This window comes from Pseudoduganella albidiflava (genome assembly GCF_004322755.1).
Classification (GTDB): domain Bacteria; phylum Pseudomonadota; class Gammaproteobacteria; order Burkholderiales; family Burkholderiaceae_D; genus Rugamonas; species Rugamonas albidiflava.
On the sequence record NZ_CP036401.1, the window covers coordinates 3,875,399 to 3,892,468 of the forward strand.

Sequence of the window (17,070 nt, forward strand, 5' to 3'; positions counted from 1 at the left end):
TTGCCTCAGAACGCGCCGACGTAGTTTTCCGCCAGCGCCTGCGCCAGGGCGCGCGAGCCGACCACGTTCTCCAGTTCGGCCCGCTGCATTTCCCGCTCGAACGGCGTCGCTTCGGCGAAGGTGTGCAGCATGCGCGTCATCCACCACGAGAAGTACTCGGCGCGCCAGATGCGTTTCAGCGCACGCTCCGCATAGCCGTCCAGCAGCTCGCCGCTGCCCTTCCTGTAGAACGCATCGAGTCCCTCGGCCAGGAACTTCACGTCCGAGATGGCCAGGTTCATGCCTTTCGCGCCGGTGGGCGGCACGATGTGGGCCGCGTCGCCGGCCAGGAACAGCCGGTGGTGCCGCATCGTCGTGCAGACGAAGCTGCGCATGCCGATGATGCCCTTCTGGAAGATGCGGCCCTCGTTGATTTTCCAGCCATCGCTGGTTTCCACGCGGGCGTGCAGCTCGGCCCAGATACGGTCGTCCGACCAGTTGTCCACATGGTCCGCCGGATCGCACTGGAAATACAGGCGCTGCACTTCCGGCGTGCGCGTCGAGATCAGCGCGAAGCCCCGTTCGTGCCGGGCATAGATCAGTTCTTCCGACGACGGCGCCGATTCAACCAGGATGCCGAACCAGCCGAACGGGTAGGTACGCTGGAATTCGCTGCGCGACGCTTCCGGCAGTGCCTTCCTCGACACGCCATGGAAGCCGTCGCAGCCGATCACGAAGTCGGCGTCGATGCGGCCTTGCTCGCCGCGGTGCGTGAACGATACCGAAGGCGAAGCGCTGTCGATGCCGTCCAGCCGTACGTCCGACACCTCGAACAGGATCTGCCCCTGCGCGGCCAGGCGCGCCGCGACCAGGTCCTTGATGACCTCGTGCTGCGGGTAGACGGTGATTGCCTTGCCCGTCAGGTCGGCCAGGTCGATGCGGTGGCGGCGCCCGCCGAACGCCAGTTCGATGCCGTGGTGGACTGCGCCGAGCTGGCGCATCCGTTCGCCGACGCCGGCCTCGTTCAGGATATCCATCGTGCCCTGTTCGAGCACGCCGGCGCGGATCGTCGATTCGATGTCTTCGCGGCTGCGGCTCTCGAGCACGACCGATTCGATGCCCTGCAGGTGCAGCAGGTGGGATAGCAGCAGGCCCGCGGGGCCGGCGCCGATGATGGCTGCCTGGGTACGCATGATAAGTCTCCGTCTGGTATTAATTTGAACGATGAACGGATCGTAATGCCGCGCTTGCGATAAAAAAATGGATGAAGCACGAAAAAACTTGTACTATTTTGCAAATGCCTTGTCCTGAACAGGTCGATTCGCCATGAACATCCTTCCCAACGAGATTCCCCAGTTCGCGCTGTACGGCGAGAATACGCCGATCGACAATGCCGAGTTCGTGCATATCGAACTGATCGAGACGCGCAGCCGCCTGCACGACTGGCACATCGGCCCGCACACGCACCGCGGCCTGTTCCAGGTACTGTTCCTGATGGGCGGACACGTCAGCGCGCAGGTGGAAAACATGCTGTGGGAATGCGATGGCCCGACCGTCATCACGATCCACCCGAGCGTGGTGCACGCGTTCGACTTTTCCACGGAGGCGCAGGGCTATGTGCTGACGATGGACCAGAACGTGGTGCTGTCGGTCGACCTGTTCGCGCCGCTGTTCCTGCGCCCGCAGGCCATGCGGCTGCACGAGAACGCCATGGTGCAGGACCGCCTGGCCGCGCTGCTGCACCAGCTGATGCAGGAAGCGGCCGGGCCCCGCTATGGCCAGGCGCTGATGGTCGAATGGCTGGCGCGCAGCGTGCTGCTGTTGCTGGTGCGGCTGGAAACGGAGCGGCGCATGGCCGACCAGTCGGGCCATGTGGAATTCGAACTGTTCAGCCGCTTCCGCGCGCTGGTCGAAGAGCACTTCCGCGAACAGTGGCTGGTGGGCCGCTATGCGGACGCGCTGCGCGTGACGGCGGCGCGGCTGAACCGGCTGTGCGTGAAGCTGGCCGGGAAATCGGCCTTTGAAATGGCGCAGGACCGCCTGATGCTGGAAGCTTGCCGCAAGCTCACCTACGTGCCTACCTCGGTCGCCACGATCGGCTACGAACTGGGCTTCCAGGACCCGGCTTACTTCAGCCGGCTGTTCCGCAAGCGCCTGGGGCTGACACCGAAGCAGTACCGCGAGCAGACCCGCAACAGCACCCGGCAGCATCCCGACCTGGCGACGCTGCCGGCGGCGGGCGCCGCCGGCATGCCGGGCAGTTAACCGCCAGGGGCTAGCGCGCGCTACCGTGTTCGGCCTTCATCCGGTAGTACTCCTTCTGGCCGCGGGCGCGCACCGTCCTGGCCAGCTCGGCCGCCTCGACCGCGGCGAGGCTGACGGAAGCATAGGCATCCGGATGGCTCCTGAGGCGGCCGAGCGCCTGCTCCGCCTCCGGCTGGCCCGCCAGCGACAGCCCGAACGTGGCCGACACGGCCAGTTCGGCGCCCAGCGCTTCGACGGTGGGCACGGCAGCGCCGGCAATGGTGGCATCGACGGCCGCCATCGCCGCCTGTGGCGATGCCAGGGATTTCGCCTTTTCCATGTCGCTCGCCACGCCCATCAGGAAGTCGAGCGCCGCCCTGCTGCCGGAGGCGTTGACCAGGTCGCCGAGGTGGATCAGCGCGGCGTTCTTGGCGTTGAACACGGCCTGGCCGGCGCGCCGGCTCTCGACGAAGTCGATCAGCGGCCGCACGGCGATCTCGCTGCCGATGAAGCACAGCGTGGTGACGATCTCGGGCAGGAATTCCTCGTGCTGCTCGGGTTCGTCGACCAGCCATTCCAGCAGCTTGCGCGCATCGTCCGCCTGGTATTGCGACGCGGCGCCATACGGAATGCCTTCGATCCAGTGCTGCGAGACGAAGGCGCGCACGTCGGCCGGCGGCCTGGCCGCGGGCCCCTGGCAGGAACAGCCGCCGGCGGCCATGACCGCGCCGGTGCCGGCCAGGGGACCGGCCAGGTAGCGGCCGGACTCGGTGGCATCGACGACATTGTGATCGGCACCGATGCTGGGGAACATGACAGCCCTCGTATCATCCGAGCGGTGGCCATTGCCCGCGTTGTGGCCGTATTCGTGCACCCACAGGATGCCTTCCTGGTTGGCGGTAAAGCGCACCACGGCCAGGTTCGTGACCGCGCTGCCGACCGGCGCGCAGCCGATGATCGAGCCGCCCGGCCCGCCGCACCAGCGGATCGCCTGCACCACCTTGATGCCGGTGCCGGCCCCCATCAGCGTGTTCCATTCGGCCTGCGTCTGGATGGTGGCCGGCACGGTGGCCGGCAGCAGCCGCACCGGTCCGTTACGGACGAACTGCACCCGCGTCGCGATATCGGCCCCCGTGTCGGCGCCCTGCAGCACGGTGCCCATGTCGCGCAGGATACGGTCCGCCTCGGCATCGGTCAGCGCGACGGCGCTGTGGCGGTGCACCGTCACGCTCACCGTCCTGGTGCCCAGCGTGGGTGGATTGACCACCAGGTAGTCGACATACAGCGGAATGTCGGCCCCCCACTCGACGTTGACCCAGATGTCGACGCCGCCGGGACGGGGCGCCACGTTGTGCAGCGTGTAGCGCGCCGCGCCGAGGAACTTGCCGGCATCCGGCCCGCCGGCCGCGCCCTCCCCGATCGACACGAACACGTGGGACTGCGGGCCGACAGCCGGCCAGTTGAGCCGCAGCGTCCACTGGCCGCGGCGGGGCCCCCAGTCGTGGCGGTAGGTAAAGCCGGTGCCGCTCAGTTCGGGCTCCGGCGCCCCGGATGCCATCACCTGGCGCACCGCGTCCCTGTCGACATCCTGCTCGCTGATGGAAAACGCGGCGCCGCGGCCGCTGCCGGAACCGCCGTCCGCGCGCGGCCCGCCGCCTTCCACGGCAGCACCGAACAGCTGCCGGACCGAGCGCCCGTCCGCTTCCTGGATCGCCTCGGCATACGGGCCGGACCTGGCCGGGGAAGCGGGCATCGTGTCGCCCTCCTGGCCGGCCCCGGCCATGCCGGGGCGGTGAATGAGATTGGTGGTCATCGATTAACTCCTTGGACATACCCTGATTACCCGGCCGATTATCCGGCCGGGACTGGCGACATGACTGCAGAAACCGGCTGAATATCGATCTGGCTATATCGATGGAGAACAAGGGCGGTCGGCGCTGTCATGGCAATTCAACATAGACAAGGCCTGCGCGAATACAAGCGGCTTTTGAATCGGCGGTATCGACCGGTCTGCCGGGCGGTTTTCCCGCGCAGCGCGGCCGGCCACGCCGGCGCGGCGGCAAGGGAGGAAAGATGTCGAAAGATGTCGCGACTTTGTCCTGGAATATGCGGCCAGCTGTCCATTGCCGGGTCAAGGTTCTACAATATTCGGACACTACGCGGGTAATAAGATGTCAGCGCGTGACGATTATCTGCCGCTATTCAAAAACAGGAAGCCTATCGGCGATGACGCCGCGATATAAATAATTATTCGCAATTTTTTTAATATGCCGCGCCCATTGTCCAGGGCATGATCCGGTCACAGCAACGCCGACAATTCCGCCTGGATCTTCACCATCGCCGGCAGGCAGCGCTCCACCATCGCCTCGAGCGGCATGCGTCCCTCGTGCACGCTGACGTTCAGCGCGGCCACGATCTCGCCCCGGAAATTACGCAGCGGCACGGCGATGGCGCGCAAGCCCAGCTCCAGCTCCTGGTCGACCAGCGCGTAGCCCTGCTCGCGCGTGCGGGCGATTTCCAGCGCCAGCCGTTCGCGATGCACGATCGTGTGCGCGGTGATGCGTTCCGGCTCAACGCTGGCCAGGTACTTTTCCACTTCGTCCGTGGGCAGGTGCGCCAGCAGCACGCGGCCGTTCGCGGTGCAGTAGGCTGGCACCCGCGTGCCCGGCTGCAGCGTGGTCGACACCAGCCGCCCGGCACTGACGGCGGCCACGCAGACCAGCTCCCGGTCGTCCAGCACGCCGCACGATGCCGCCTCGCCCAGCGAATAGGCCAGCCGGTACAGCAGCGGCTGGGCGATGCGCGGCAGGCGCGCCGAGTGCAGGTAGGACTGGCCCAGCCGCAGCACGGCGGGCGTCAGCGAGAACAGCTTGTTCTCATGGCGCATGTAGCCCAGGTGCGTCAGCGTGATCAGGTAGCGCCGCGCCGCCGCGCGGGTCAGGCCGGTGCGCACGGCCACCTCCGCGATCGTCAGGCGCGAGCGCTCCTGGTCGAACGCCTCGATCACCTGCAAGCCTTTTTCCAGCCCGGCGACCAGGTCGCGCGGATGCGGCGCGTCCGGCGGTATTCCCTGTTCCATGCGAAATCTCCTTGTTTGTGCGAGTATCGCACAAAGCGTGCGCATTGCGGATGCAGCTCGACATTGCCCCGTTGAGGGGAGCAGCCCGGGCGCCTAACATGGCCAGCATCCGACAACATTGCGCCCGGCGCACCAGGAGACTCCAGTGAAATTCGATTCCGTCCCATCCGGCGTGTATCCGGAACTCGTCTATCCCGAATACAAATCCACCGTCAAGCGCGGCCCGCTGCAGCCGCTGCTGCGCCTCGACGCGGCGCTGCCCGTCAGCGACAACATCGCCACCCCGTCGGGCCTGGTATTGCCGGGCGAGATCGACCTGACCAGGCCGGACGGCTGCGCCGGCGAAGCCATCGGTGAACGCATCGTCGTCACCGGCCGCGTGACGGATGAGGACGGCAAGCCCGTGCGCAACTCGCTCATCGAGGTATGGCAGTGCAACGCGGCGGGCCGCTACCGCCACAAGAAGGACCAGCACAACGCCCCGCTCGATCCGAACTTCAACGGCTGGGGCAAGATGCTGACGGACGGCGAAGGCCGCTACCGCTTCGTGACGGTCCGCCCGGGCCCTTATCCGTGGGGCAACCACCACAAGGCCTTCCGCCCCGCGCACATCCACTTCTCGCTGTTCGGCAACGTATATGCGCAGCGCCTCGTCACGCAGATGTATTTCCCGAACGACCCGCTGTTCGACTACGATCCGATCTTCAACAGCGTGCCCGACGCGGCCGCGCGCCAGCGCCTGGTGTCCCGTTTCAGCATCGAGGAAACCATGCACGAACACCTGCTGGGCTATGAATTCGACATCGTCCTGCGCGGACGCGACGCCACCCCGATGGGCCTGTAAGGAGAGCACCATGACGACCAATTCGAGCAACGAATCAAGCAACGAATCGAGCAACGAATCAAGCAAAATCACCACCTCGCAGACCATCGGCCCGTTTTCCCATGAAGCGTGGCAATGGAGCGTCGATGCCACCGCCGACGTCGAGACGACGGCGCCCACCGTGACCGTGCGCGGCGTGATCTATGACGGCGACGGCACACCGATCAACGACGCCCAGCTGGAAGCGTGGACCCCGCACGCGGCCCAGGCCGAGGCGCAGCAGGCCATTCCCGGCTTCCGCCGCATTCCCAGCGGCGAGGCGGGCGAATTCCAGTTCCGCCTGTCCCGCCCCGCCGATGCGCCGGCCGATGCGCCCGCCGCCTTCGTCACCATTTTTGCGCGCGGCCTGGTGAAGCACCAGTTCACCGCCGTGTTCCTGGACGATGCGCCACCGTCGCCGCTGCTGGCACAGGTGCCGGAAGAACGCCGCGGCACGCTGCTGGCACGCCGCCAGCCGGACGGCAGCTACCGCTGGGATATCCGCATGCAGGGCGATGGCGAGACCGTCTTCTTCGACTACACGTGATAAACGGGAAAAACGGGAGAAGAAACGGATGAGCGTATCGATCTTCGACAGCTTCCTCACGACGACCGACATGATCGCGGTCTTCGACGATGCCGCGATCGTCCAGGGCATGTTCCGCTTCGAGCAGGCGCTGGCTGCCGCGCAGGCGGAGGAAGGCCTGATCCCGGCGGCGGCGGCGCGCGCCATCGCCGGCGTCTGCAACGCGCAGCTGTATGACATCCCGGCGCTGATCGCGGCCAGCCGCCGCGCCGGCAGCCTGGCCATCCCCCTGGTCAAGGAACTCACCAGGACCGTCGCGCTGTACGACAAGGACAGCGCCGCCTTCGTCCACTGGGGCAGTACCAGCCAGGATGTGGTCGACACGGCGCTGGTGCTGGCCACGCGCGAGGCCTTGCAACTGGTCGACGCCGGGCTGGCACGGCTGGCGGACACGCTGCTGGCGCTGGCCGAAACACACGTCGATACGCCCGTGCTGGCGCGCACGCTGATGCAGCCGGCCCAAGTGACCAGTTTCGGCTGGAAGGTACTGGGCTGGACCGCCCCGCTGCTGCGCGCCCGCGAGCGGCTGCGCGGGGCCGCCGGCCGCGCATTGCAGTTGCAGCTGGGCGGCGCGGTCGGCACGCTGGCCGTGATGGGCGACGAGGCCGACGCCGTGGCACACCGCCTGGCGAACGAGCTGGGCCTGAAGGTGGCGGATGCGCCGTGGCATACCCAGCGCGACGAGTGGGTGCGGCTGGGCCTCGAGGTCGCCGTGCTCACGGGCAGCCTGGGCAAGATCGCCACCGACCTGTCCCTGATGGCGCAGGGCGAGATCGGCGAGCTGGCCGAACCGTCCGGCAATGGCCGCGGCGGCTCGTCGGCCATGCCGCACAAGCGCAATCCCGTCTCGGCGATGATCGCGCTGGCCGCCGCCGCGCGCACGCCGCAGCATGCCGCGTCGCTGCTGAACACGATGGGCCAGCAGCACGAACGGGGCCTGGGCAACTGGCAGGCCGAACTGGCCGAGTGGCCGCAGCTGTTCATCAGCGCGCACGGCGCGCTGCAGGCGCTGAACGACGCGTTCGGCGGACTGGCTGTCGATAGCGGGCGCATGGGCCGCAACATCGATGCGCTGCAAGGGCTGATCTTTGCCGAGGCGCTGTCGATCCGGCTGGCCGGATTCATCGGTCGCCCGGCCGCCCACGAATTCGTCGAAGGCCTGACGCGCCGCGCGGTGGCGGAAGGCCGGCACCTGGCCGACCTGCTGCCCGAGGCCGTGCGCGAACACGACACGCTGCGGGAACACTGCGACGCCTCCGCCCTGGCATCCCTGCAGGCGCTGTTCGATCCCGTCGCCGCCGCCGGTGCCGCCCGCCGACTGGCCACGCGCCGGCTGCCCCAGCTCCGCGAGCAGGCCGCCTCATTCTCCAAGGACCACTGAACATGGATACCAACGCATGACCTACGATCCTTTCGACCACGCTTTCGAACGCGGCCTGCAGAACCGCCGCACCATCCTCGGCGACGAATGGGTGGACCGTTCGCTGAACAACGCCAACGCCTTCAATGCCGACTTCCAGAACCTGATCACCCGCTTCGCGTGGAACGAGATCTGGGGCCGCCCCGGCCTCGAGTACAAGACGCGCCGCGCCATCGTGCTGTCGATCACGATCGCGCTGGGCCGCTGGGAAGAATTCGAGCTGCACGTGCGCGCCGCGCTGCGCCCCGGTGCCGACGGCGGCATGACGCCGGATGAACTGAAGGAAGTGCTGATGCAGTCGGCCATCTACGCCGGCGTGCCGGCCGCGAACACGGCGTTCGCGCACACGCAGGCGATCCTGCGCGAGATGGACCATCCACTGCCGCTTGCCCAGCCGGGAGCCGTGCCGCATCCGGGCGTCGGCCATGAGCGCCGTACCGCCAGCCGCCCTGCCCTGCACTACACGGTCCGCGAGCCGCGCAACGGCCAGGCACCGCGCCGCACCGTGGTACTCAGCCATGCGCTGGGCATGGACCTGTCGATGTGGGATGGCCTGGCCACGCTGCTGGCCGAGGACAGCCGCGTGATCGCCTACGACCACCGCGGCCACGGCGGTTCCGAGGCGCCGGAAGGCGCATACGACATGGCAGCGCTGGCCGACGATGCGGCACGGCTGCTGCTGGAACTGGGCACCGGCCCGGTCACGTGGATCGGCCTGTCGATGGGCGGCATGGTGGGCCAGGAACTGGCGCTTCGCCACCCGGCTCTGGTGCAGGCGCTGGTCATCGCCAACTCGTCGTCCGGCTACCCGGAAGCGGCGCGCGAGGCCTGGAAGCAGCGCATCGCCACCGTGCGCGAACAGGGCATCGAGGCGATCGCCGATACCGTGATGGGGCGCTACTTCCACGACGCGTTCCGCGCCACGCACGGCGGCACCGTGGCCCGCTGGCGGCGGCGGCTGACCAGCACCGATCCGGTGGGCTATGCCGGCTGCTGCCATGCGGTCGGCAACGTCGACACGACCGCGCGCCTGTCGTCGATCGCGGTACCCACGCTGGTCATCGCCGGTGAACTCGACCAGGGCGCCCCGGTGGCGATGTCGCAAACCATCGCCGGCGCCATCCCCGGCGCGGAACTGGTCGTGCTGGCGGACGCCTCGCACATCGCCGCCATCGAGCAGCCCGCCGCGTTTGCCCGGGCCGTGCAGGAGTTCCTCGAAAACCGGTGACAGGCTCCGGTGCTTTTAAGTTAAGGCCACCCAAGGGCAAATTCTGGGGTCAGACCCGCCGGGTCTGACCCCGGCATCTGCTGTTGGGGTAAATGGAGCCGACGGCCCCTTGATTACACCCCCGGGTCGGCGAAGTTGGCGACCTGGTCGAACTCCACGTTGAACATGCCGCCGTCGGCCTGCTGCGCCTTGCGGATGTACACGGTCTGCACGATGTCACGGGTGGCGGCATCGATCCTGACCGGCCCCCGCACGCTGTTCCATGCCAGTCCCTTCATCGCCGCCAGCAGCTTCGCGCCATCGGCGTCGCCACCGGTCTTCGCCAGCGCCTGGTACAGCAGGTGCATGCCGTCGTAGGCGCCCACGGAATGGAAGTTCGGCCGCATGCCCTTGTTGGCCGCCATGAAGGCGCGCACGTAGGCCTGGTTGTCCGCCGAGGGATGCGCGGCCGAGTAATGGTGGCTGCTGACGACGCCATTGGCGGCACTGCCGATGCCGGTCATCAGGTCGTCGTCCAGCACGTCGCCGGTGCAGATCAGGCGGATGCCGGCGGCGGCCAGGCCCCGGTCGTTGAACTGCTTCAGCACGGCCGCGCCTTCGCCGGACGGCACGAACACGAACAGCGCATCCGGCTTCGCATCCTTCACCCGTGCGAGGAAAGGCGCGTAGTCGGGATTACGCAGCGGCACGCGCAGCGAATCGATCACCTTGCCGCCACCGGCGCCGAAGCGTTTCACGAATACCTTCTCGGCATCGAGCCCCGGCCCGTAGTCGGCCACGAAGGTCATCACGCGGCCGATCCTGTTTTTCGCCGCCCAGTCGGCCAGCGGCGCCGTCACCTGCGCCAGCGTGAAGCCCGTGCGCACGATGAACGGCGAACGCTGCGGGATGATCGACGTGGCGGCGGCCATCACGATCATCGGCACCCTGGCCTGCGTCGCGATCGGCGCCGCGGCCAGCGCCAGCGGCGTCAGCCCGAAACCGGCCAGCACGCGCACCTTGTCGCGCGCCACCAGCTCTTGCGCGATGCGCTTTGTCACGTCCGGCGACACGCCGCCGTCATCCTTCAGCACGATCTCGATCTTGCGGCCGGCCGCGCTGTCGCCATGCTTCTGCTGGTACAGCTTGACGGCCGCCTCGATCTGCCGGCCGGTCGAGGCGAACGGGCCGGACATCGGCACGATCAGCCCCACCTTCAGCGGCTCGGCGGCGAATGCGAACGATGGCAGCGAGGCCGTCGCTGCGGCGGCGGCCGCACCGGCCAGCAGGGTACGGCGTTTCGGTTGGTGTGTCATGTCTCCTCCTTGTTATCGTGAACTACGGAACTACGGGACTACAGGTAGGGTTACAGATCGGGTCATGGATCGGGTCATAGATCAAGCACCAGCAGCGCGCTTTTCGCGCGCGAGCAGCATGGGGTGAAGTGGTCGTTGGCAGCCTGCTCCTCCTCCGTCTGGTACAGGTCGCGGTGCTCGGGAATGCCTTCGAGCACACGCGTCAGGCAGGTGCCGCACACGCCCTGCTCGCACGACACCGGCACGTCGATACCGTGATCGGCCAGCACCTGCACCACCGTGCGCCCAGCCGGTATCGTGTACGTCGTGCCGCTGCTGGCGATGCGCACGTCGAACGCCCCGCCCTCTTCCGCCACGGCGGGTGCCGCACCGAAGTATTCGCGGTGCAGGCGGTCATCGCTCCAGCCCAGCGAGCGCGCCGTGGCCAGCACGTGATCGATGTAGCCGGCCGGCCCGCATACGTACACGTGCGTGCCCGCTGGACAGTCCGACAGCGCGGCCGCCACGTCGAGCCCCGTGCCTTCCTCGTCGATGTGCAGGCGCACGCGGGATGCGAACGGCGCCTGCTCCAGCCGGCCGCGGAAAGCGGCGCGTGCCGCGCTGCGCACGCTGTAGTGCAGCGTGAACGGCAGCCCTTTCGCGTGCAGGTGTTCGGCCATCGCCAGCAGCGGCGTGATGCCGATGCCGCCGGCGAACAGCACGCTGTGGTGCGGCCCGTCGGCCAGGCCGAAATGGTTGCGGGGCACGCTGACGTCCAGTTCCGCGCCCTCGGCGATCCGCTCGTGCATCGCGCTGGAGCCGCCGCGCGACGCCGGTTCGCGCAGCACGCCGATCAGGTAGCGGTGCGTTTCATGCGGCGCGTTGCACAGCGAGTACTGGCGCACGATGCCTTCGCCCACATGCACATCCACGTGCGCGCCCGCCGTGAAGGGCGGCAGCGCCGCGCCATCGGCGGACACCAGCTCGTAGCTGCAGATCCCGTCCGCCTCGGCCACGCGGCGCGCGACCTTCAAGCGCAGCGTGCTCATGCCGCCACCTGCGCCGAGGCCGGTGCCGCCGGCTCTGCCGGGCCAGCCGGCGCTTCGCGGGCCAGCCAGCGGTCGATCACCTTGCGCGACTGCACGCCGCCGGCATCGATGTTGAGCATCAGCAGGCGCCGGTCCGGATGGCGCAGGATGTTGGCCTGCTGCTGCTCCAGCATCGCGCGGTCCTCGCTGAAGATCTTGCCCTGGCCGGTGCGGATCGTGTCGGTGAGGGCCTGGTCATCGGCCTTGAAGTTGCGCGCCATGCCCCAGAAGTACCAGTGCGTGGTATCGGTTTCCGGCGTGATGAAGTCGACCACGATCGACGACGCCTTGAACTCGGCCGGTGCATCGTAGCCGCCCTTGCCCGCCAGGGCCACGCCGACCTCGATCAGCACGTGGCTGGGCGGCGTGAAGTGGCAGATCTGCCAGCGGTCGACCGGCACATCGTCGGGCAGGCCGTTGCCGCGCAGGGCCGCCTGCCAGAACGGCGGCGGCATCACGTTTTCCATGAAGCGGCTGGTGATCACTTCGTCGCCCACGGTCTTCGTGGTGACGGGCGCCTCGTCGATTTCCTTCTGGCCGATCGACGACGCGTGCACGTAGGTCTCGTGGGTCAGGTCCATCAGGTTGTCGATCATCAGCCGGTATTCGCAGCCGATGTGATACAGGCCGCCGCCGTAGGCCCAGCCCTCGTCCACCGCCCAGTGCAGGTGCGGAATGGTGGCCGGGTCGGCCAGCGCCGGATCGCCGGGCCAGACCCAGATGAAGCCGTAGCGTTCGGCAACCGGATAGCTGCGGATGCACGGGAAGCCGCGCACGCGCTGGCCCGGCATGGCGACCGGCTTGCCGTCGCAACCCATCTGCAGGCCGTGATAGCCGCACACCAGCGTGCCGTCGCGCACGAAACCCAGCGACAGGGGCGCGCCGCGGTGCGGGCAGAAATCCTCGACGGCGGCGACGCCCTGCGCGGCGCGGTAGAACACGATCTTCTCGCTGCAGATCTGGCGGCCCAAGGGCTTGTCGGCGATCTCTTCCGGCGTCGCGGCGACATACCAGGCGTTCTTCGGGTAGATGGTGGAAGGTACGGGGGCGTTCATGCTGTCTCCTTTTTGTGGTGCTGAACTTCGATATTCAGTACACTGAATATTCGCGCACGCGGCGTCCGAAGTAAACTAGGCACGACAAATATTTATCGATCTCCATGGACAACGACAACCACGACCTGCTCGACCTGCATGAACATCCGGGCCACCTGCTGCGCCGCGCGCAGCAGATCTCGGTATCGATCTTCCACGATGAAATCCAGGGCGAGCTGACGCCCGTGCAGTATGCGCTGCTGCGCACCCTCGCGGCCAGCCCGGGTATCGACCAGGTGACGCTGGCCGGACTGGTGGCGATCGACACGTCGACCGGCGCCAGCGTGTGCGCGCGGCTGGAGGAAAAGGGACTCCTGCAGCGCAAGGTCCTGCCGCACAACCGCCGCCAGCGTGCGCTGACGATCACGGCCGGCGGCACCGCCCTGCTGAAACGGCTCGACCCGGCCGTGCACCGCTTGCGCGAACGCCTGCTCGCCCCGCTCACCGAGCGCGAGCAGACGCAGTTCATGCGCCTGCTGGACAAGCTCGTCATCGAGAACAACGCGCAAAGCCGCGCCCCGCTGGCCCGGCCCGACGCCGCCTGAGGCGGTTTGAATTTTAGGCTGGCGCGCTGTTCTGCAGGTCCAACCCCGACAGCAAAGCCGGGGTCAGAAAGGAGTGCTGGCCTGCATGCCAGTACCGTTCCGCAGGCGCGACGCATGCTTCGCGAAACCCCTGCTCCACCCCGCCGGGTCCGACCCCAGGTTTGCAGTGGGGTTGTTCTCGGCCGCCATGGCCCGCTAAAAAGTGCTAGGCCACCGCCACCAGCCGGTCCAGTTTCGCACCATCGTCCAGCAGTTCGCGGCTGTCCGAGTCGTGCACGATGCAGCCCCGGTCCAGCACGATGGCGCGCTGCGTCAGCGACAGGGCCAGCCGGGCGTGCTGTTCGACGACGATCACCGACAGGCCCTCGTCGCGCACCAGCTTGCGGATGACGGCCAGCAGTTCCTGCACGATGATCGGCGCCAGGCCCTCCATGGGCTCATCGAGCAGCAGCATGCGCGGGTTGGTCATCAGGGCGCGGGCGATCGCGACCATCTGCTGTTCGCCGCCGGACAGCTGGTTGCCCATATTGGTGCGCCGCTCCTGCAGGCGCGGGAAGACCTCGTAGATCTTCTTCACATCCCACCGCCCCGGCCGCGCCACCACCGTCAGGTGTTCCTCGACCGTCAGCGACGGGTACATATGCCGTTCCTGCGGCACCCACCCGAGACCGGCGCGCGCCCGCTTGTAGGGCGCCACGCGGGCGATGTCCTTGCCGGCCCACCGGATCGCGCCCTTGTGCAGGCGCGTCAGGCCCATCAGCGTGGTGAGCAGGCTGGTCTTGCCGACGCCGTTGCGGCCCAGCAGGGCCAGGCTGTCGCCCTCGTTCAGCGCGAACGACACGTCTTCCAGCACGATGGATTCGCCGTAGCCGGCGGTCACGCGGTCCACCGCCAGCAGTTCAGTCATGGCCACCCTCCCCCAGGTACACTTCCTTCACGCGCGGGTCGGCGGCGATTTCGGCCGGCGTCCCTTCCGTCAACACCTTGCCGCCCACCAGCACCGTGATGCGCTCGGCGAACTTGAAGACCAGCCCCATGTCGTGCTCGATGAACAGGATCGTCACGTCGCGCGGCAGGCCGGCGATCACTTCGAACAGCTCGCGGCTTTCCGCCTGCGGGATGCCGGCCGCCGGTTCGTCGAGCAGCAGGATCTTCGGCTGCGTGGCCAGCGCCAGCGCGATTTCCACCAGCCGCTGCTTGCCGTAGGCCATGCTGCGCGTGATGCTGTTGGCCTGGTCGGCCAGGCGCAGCGAGTGCAGCAGCGCCATCGCTTCGTCGACCATGTCGTGGTGCCGCGCCACGGTTTTCCACCATACGTTCTGCAAGCCGCGCCGCTCGCCGATGGCTAGCACCACCGATTCCAGCACGGTCAATCCGGCGAACAGCGTGTTGATCTGGAAGGTGCGGGTCATGCCGCGTTTCACGCGCTGGTGCTGGGCCAGCCCGGTGATGTCCTCGCCGCCCAGGAACACGCGGCCGCTAGTCGGCGCGAAGCCGCCCGTCAGCAGGTTGATGAAAGTGGTCTTGCCGGCGCCGTTCGGGCCGATCAAAGCATGGCGGGCGCCGGGCGTGAAGGTCAGCGACACGTCGCTGTTGGCCTTGAAGGCACCCCAGCTCTTCGACAGGCCTTCGGTGCGCAATGTAGTATCAACTGCGGTGGTATCGAATGCGGTGGTATCGCTCATTTGTTCTCCTTCCGTTCGCGCATGCGTTCCAGCATATTGGCGAAGCCGCCGACGATGCCGCCCTTGGCGAACATCACGATGCACACCAGCAGCAGGCCGATCCAGAATTGCCAGTAGGTGGGATTGATGCCGGCGATCTTGTCCTGCGCGATCATGAACACGGCCGCGCCGATCAGCGCGCCGTACAGGCGCCCCGTGCCGCCCAGTACCAGCATGATCAGCAGCTCCGCCGAGCGGGGGAAGCCCAGCATGTCGAGGCCGACGAATTGCGTGGTCTGCGCCAGCAGCGCACCGGCGATGCCGGCCACCACGGCGCCCACCGTGAAGATCGCACGCAGCCGCGAGTTGACGTCCGCGCCGATGGCCGGCATGCGGCGCCCGCCTTCGCGGATGCCCCGCAGGCCCAGGCCGAACGGCGAGTTCACCAGCCGGCGCAGTACCAGGAACACGAGGAACAGCACCACGTAGCTGTACACGAAGCCGGTCTTCCCTTCCAGGTCGAATTCGAACGTGCCCAGCAGGTTACTTACCATCATGCCGGACAGTCCATCGACGCCGCCGGTCAGCCACGACGCCTTGTTGGCGGCTTCGAACAGCATCAGGCCGATGCCCAGCGTGACCATCAGCCGCGTCAGGTCCTGGCCGCGTACCACGAGGAAGCTGACGATCCAGCCGAACAGCCCGGCGACAACGGCGCCGGCCAGCAGGCCGGTGACCGGCTCGCCCCAGCCATGCACCGCCAGCAGCCCGGCCGTGTAGGCGCCCAGGCCGAAGAACGCCGCGTGACCCAGCGACACGATGCCCGCGTAGCCGAGGATCAGGTCCAAGGACAGCGCGAACAGGCCGACGATCATGATCTGGCTGGTCAGCACCAGGTATTGCGGGAACAGGAACCAGCTGGCCACGGGCAGCAGCCAGAAGACGATTTCCAGCGGATGCCAGCGGCCATCGGGCAGGCGCGGGGGACGAACAACCGCCGCGGCGCGTGGCGCCGCATCCCCGGCGACTTCCACCTTCGAGAGAGCCGCTTTTGAAAGAACACTCATGCTTTCCTCCTGATCAGGCCAGCCGGGAAGGCCAGCAGCAGCACCACCATCAGCGCATAGATGACGAACGCGCCGATTTCCGGCACGTAGTACTTGCCGGCCACGTCGAACACGCCCAGCACGATGGCGGCCAGCAGCGGGCCGGTGATGGTACCCGCGCCGCCCACGGCGACGACTAGCAGGAAGTACACCATGTACTTGACGGGGAAGCTGGGGTCCAGCCCCAGCACGTCGATGCCCAGGCCGCCGCCCAGGCCGGCCAGGCCGGAACCCAGCGCGAACGTCAGGCTGAACACGCGGCTGACATTGATGCCCAGGCCCTCGGAAGCGGTGTGGTTGTCGACCGATGCGCGGATCTGCGCGCCGAAGCGGGTGCGCTCGATCAGGAGCCCGAGCAGGGCGGTGACGACGATGACGACGCCGATCAGGAACAGCCGGTAGCTGCCCACGTCCAGGCCGAACAGCGAGACCTGCCCGCGCAGCCACTCCGGCAGCGTGACGGGTTGCTGCGTGGGGCCGAAGAAGTACGTGGCCCCGGCCACCGCCATGAAGGTCAGGCCGATCGAGAACAGCACCTGGTCCAGGTGGCTGGCCTTGTACAGCCGGCGGTACAGCGTGCGCTCGAGAAGGAAGCCGACGAATGCCGCGGACAGGAACGCCAGCGGCAAGGTGGCCAGGAATGGCACGCCGGCGCGATCGAGCAGCATCACGCAGACATAGCCGCCCAGCATCGCGAACGCGCCGTGGGCCAGGTTAATGAAATTCATCATGCCCATCGTGACCGACAGGCCGACACTGATCATGAACAGCAGGCTGCCGTACGCCACGCCGTCGAACAGGACGCCGATCATCGCCGGCCTCCGTAAAGGATATGCATAGTTGTCTCCTCGATTCTCCAAGATCGCTCGCATGGCCGCCGCTCTCTGTCGGCTGGCCACGC

Annotated in this window: 16 protein-coding genes; 6 read left to right on the plus strand and 10 right to left on the minus strand. The window is 67.5% G+C overall.

From position 1 onward, the window contains the following. Window positions 1-5: 5 nt before the first annotated feature. Window positions 6-1,172, minus strand: a complete 1,167-nt coding sequence (locus EYF70_RS15985; RefSeq protein ID WP_131146299.1) for a 4-hydroxybenzoate 3-monooxygenase — start codon at window positions 1,170-1,172, stop codon at window positions 6-8. A gap of 133 nt (window positions 1,173-1,305) precedes the next feature. Between EYF70_RS15985 and EYF70_RS15990 the strand changes: the two genes are divergently transcribed. Beyond that, window positions 1,306-2,244 carry a helix-turn-helix domain-containing protein gene (locus EYF70_RS15990; RefSeq protein ID WP_131146300.1) on the plus strand — a complete coding sequence of 313 codons (939 nt, stop codon included), beginning with the start codon at window positions 1,306-1,308 and terminating at the stop codon, window positions 2,242-2,244. Between the two features lie 10 nt (window positions 2,245-2,254). Here EYF70_RS15990 and EYF70_RS15995 read toward each other — a convergent pair whose 3' ends face one another. Beyond that, a complete protein-coding gene (locus tag EYF70_RS15995; protein ID WP_131146301.1) occupies window positions 2,255-4,036 on the minus strand; it encodes a hypothetical protein in 1,782 nt (593 codons plus the stop codon). A gap of 486 nt (window positions 4,037-4,522) precedes the next feature. Beyond that, window positions 4,523-5,302, minus strand: coding sequence for an IclR family transcriptional regulator domain-containing protein (locus EYF70_RS16000; RefSeq protein WP_131146302.1), 780 nt, complete (start codon window positions 5,300-5,302; stop codon window positions 4,523-4,525). A gap of 145 nt (window positions 5,303-5,447) precedes the next feature. Here EYF70_RS16000 and pcaH point away from each other — a divergent pair, with 145 nt between their 5' ends. The 4 genes from pcaH to pcaCD are packed head-to-tail and all read left to right on the plus strand — an operon-like array spanning window position 5,448 to window position 9,398. Then, window positions 5,448-6,146: a protocatechuate 3,4-dioxygenase subunit beta gene (gene pcaH, locus EYF70_RS16005; RefSeq protein ID WP_131146303.1), complete on the plus strand. Its 699-nt coding sequence runs from the start codon at window positions 5,448-5,450 to the stop codon at window positions 6,144-6,146. Between the two features lie 10 nt (window positions 6,147-6,156). Further along, complete coding sequence (locus tag EYF70_RS16010; RefSeq protein WP_131146304.1) at window positions 6,157-6,711, plus strand: peptidase associated/transthyretin-like domain-containing protein; 555 nt, start codon at window positions 6,157-6,159, stop codon at window positions 6,709-6,711. 28 nt (window positions 6,712-6,739) lie between these two features. After that, window positions 6,740-8,131 carry a 3-carboxy-cis,cis-muconate cycloisomerase gene (gene pcaB / locus EYF70_RS16015; RefSeq protein WP_131146305.1) on the plus strand — a complete coding sequence of 464 codons (1,392 nt, stop codon included), beginning with the start codon at window positions 6,740-6,742 and terminating at the stop codon, window positions 8,129-8,131. 16 nt (window positions 8,132-8,147) lie between these two features. Continuing rightward, complete coding sequence (pcaCD, locus tag EYF70_RS16020) at window positions 8,148-9,398, plus strand: bifunctional 4-carboxymuconolactone decarboxylase/3-oxoadipate enol-lactonase PcaCD (RefSeq protein ID WP_131146306.1); 1,251 nt, start codon at window positions 8,148-8,150, stop codon at window positions 9,396-9,398. 113 nt (window positions 9,399-9,511) lie between these two features. Here the strand turns inward: pcaCD and EYF70_RS16025 are convergent, their stop codons facing one another. From EYF70_RS16025 to EYF70_RS16035, 3 genes are all read right to left on the minus strand, one after another. Then, the gene (locus EYF70_RS16025) at window positions 9,512-10,693 is read right to left on the minus strand and encodes an ABC transporter substrate-binding protein (protein WP_131146307.1); all 1,182 of its coding nucleotides are present in this window, start codon (window positions 10,691-10,693) and stop codon (window positions 9,512-9,514) included. 74 nt (window positions 10,694-10,767) lie between these two features. After that, on the minus strand, window positions 10,768-11,721 hold the full coding sequence (locus tag EYF70_RS16030) for a PDR/VanB family oxidoreductase (RefSeq protein ID WP_131146308.1): 954 nt from the start codon (window positions 11,719-11,721) through the stop codon (window positions 10,768-10,770). Beyond that, complete coding sequence (locus EYF70_RS16035) at window positions 11,718-12,791, minus strand: Rieske 2Fe-2S domain-containing protein (protein WP_131149134.1); 1,074 nt, start codon at window positions 12,789-12,791, stop codon at window positions 11,718-11,720. The genes EYF70_RS16030 and EYF70_RS16035 overlap by 4 nt, the downstream gene beginning before the upstream one ends. Before the next feature lie 128 nt (window positions 12,792-12,919). On the opposite strand from EYF70_RS16035, the gene EYF70_RS16040 reads away from it, so the two are divergent. Then, complete coding sequence (locus tag EYF70_RS16040) at window positions 12,920-13,399, plus strand: MarR family winged helix-turn-helix transcriptional regulator (RefSeq protein ID WP_131146309.1); 480 nt, start codon at window positions 12,920-12,922, stop codon at window positions 13,397-13,399. 205 nt (window positions 13,400-13,604) lie between these two features. Here EYF70_RS16040 and EYF70_RS16045 read toward each other — a convergent pair whose 3' ends face one another. From EYF70_RS16045 to EYF70_RS16060, 4 genes are read right to left on the minus strand one after another with little or no spacing between them, the layout of a single operon-like run. Then, window positions 13,605-14,306 carry an ABC transporter ATP-binding protein gene (locus EYF70_RS16045; protein WP_131146310.1) on the minus strand — a complete coding sequence of 234 codons (702 nt, stop codon included), beginning with the start codon at window positions 14,304-14,306 and terminating at the stop codon, window positions 13,605-13,607. Beyond that, the gene (locus EYF70_RS16050) at window positions 14,299-15,084 is read right to left on the minus strand and encodes an ABC transporter ATP-binding protein (RefSeq protein WP_131146311.1); all 786 of its coding nucleotides are present in this window, start codon (window positions 15,082-15,084) and stop codon (window positions 14,299-14,301) included. The genes EYF70_RS16045 and EYF70_RS16050 overlap by 8 nt, the downstream gene beginning before the upstream one ends. Next, window positions 15,081-16,130 (minus strand): branched-chain amino acid ABC transporter permease, encoded by a 1,050-nt coding sequence (locus tag EYF70_RS16055; protein ID WP_131146312.1) that lies wholly within the window; start codon window positions 16,128-16,130, stop codon window positions 15,081-15,083. Before EYF70_RS16055 ends, EYF70_RS16050 begins: the two co-directional genes overlap by 4 nt. Further along, on the minus strand, window positions 16,127-16,981 hold the full coding sequence (locus EYF70_RS16060; protein ID WP_131146313.1) for a branched-chain amino acid ABC transporter permease: 855 nt from the start codon (window positions 16,979-16,981) through the stop codon (window positions 16,127-16,129). The genes EYF70_RS16055 and EYF70_RS16060 overlap by 4 nt, the downstream gene beginning before the upstream one ends. Window positions 16,982-17,070: the final 89 nt, after the last annotated feature.

What these genes read in the sequence shown, in the direction of transcription:
- EYF70_RS16030 (WP_131146308.1), bottom strand. Translation starts at nt 11,721, where the DNA reads ATGAGCACGCTGCGCTTGAAGGTCGCGCGCCGCGTGGCCGAGGCGGAC.
- EYF70_RS15985 (WP_131146299.1), bottom strand. Translation starts at nt 1,172, where the DNA reads ATGCGTACCCAGGCAGCCATCATCGGCGCCGGCCCCGCGGGCCTGCTG.
- EYF70_RS16050 (WP_131146311.1), bottom strand. Translation starts at nt 15,084, where the DNA reads ATGAGCGATACCACCGCATTCGATACCACCGCAGTTGATACTACATTG.
- EYF70_RS16040 (WP_131146309.1), top strand. Translation starts at nt 12,920, where the DNA reads ATGGACAACGACAACCACGACCTGCTCGACCTGCATGAACATCCGGGC.
- EYF70_RS15990 (WP_131146300.1), top strand. Translation starts at nt 1,306, where the DNA reads ATGAACATCCTTCCCAACGAGATTCCCCAGTTCGCGCTGTACGGCGAG.
- EYF70_RS15995 (WP_131146301.1), bottom strand. Translation starts at nt 4,036, where the DNA reads ATGACCACCAATCTCATTCACCGCCCCGGCATGGCCGGGGCCGGCCAG.
- EYF70_RS16055 (WP_131146312.1), bottom strand. Translation starts at nt 16,130, where the DNA reads ATGAGTGTTCTTTCAAAAGCGGCTCTCTCGAAGGTGGAAGTCGCCGGG.
- EYF70_RS16000 (WP_131146302.1), bottom strand. Translation starts at nt 5,302, where the DNA reads ATGGAACAGGGAATACCGCCGGACGCGCCGCATCCGCGCGACCTGGTC.
- EYF70_RS16010 (WP_131146304.1), top strand. Translation starts at nt 6,157, where the DNA reads ATGACGACCAATTCGAGCAACGAATCAAGCAACGAATCGAGCAACGAA.
- EYF70_RS16025 (WP_131146307.1), bottom strand. Translation starts at nt 10,693, where the DNA reads ATGACACACCAACCGAAACGCCGTACCCTGCTGGCCGGTGCGGCCGCC.
- EYF70_RS16060 (WP_131146313.1), bottom strand. Translation starts at nt 16,981, where the DNA reads ATGATCGGCGTCCTGTTCGACGGCGTGGCGTACGGCAGCCTGCTGTTC.
- pcaB (WP_131146305.1), top strand. Translation starts at nt 6,740, where the DNA reads ATGAGCGTATCGATCTTCGACAGCTTCCTCACGACGACCGACATGATC.
- EYF70_RS16045 (WP_131146310.1), bottom strand. Translation starts at nt 14,306, where the DNA reads ATGACTGAACTGCTGGCGGTGGACCGCGTGACCGCCGGCTACGGCGAA.
- pcaCD (WP_131146306.1), top strand. Translation starts at nt 8,148, where the DNA reads ATGACCTACGATCCTTTCGACCACGCTTTCGAACGCGGCCTGCAGAAC.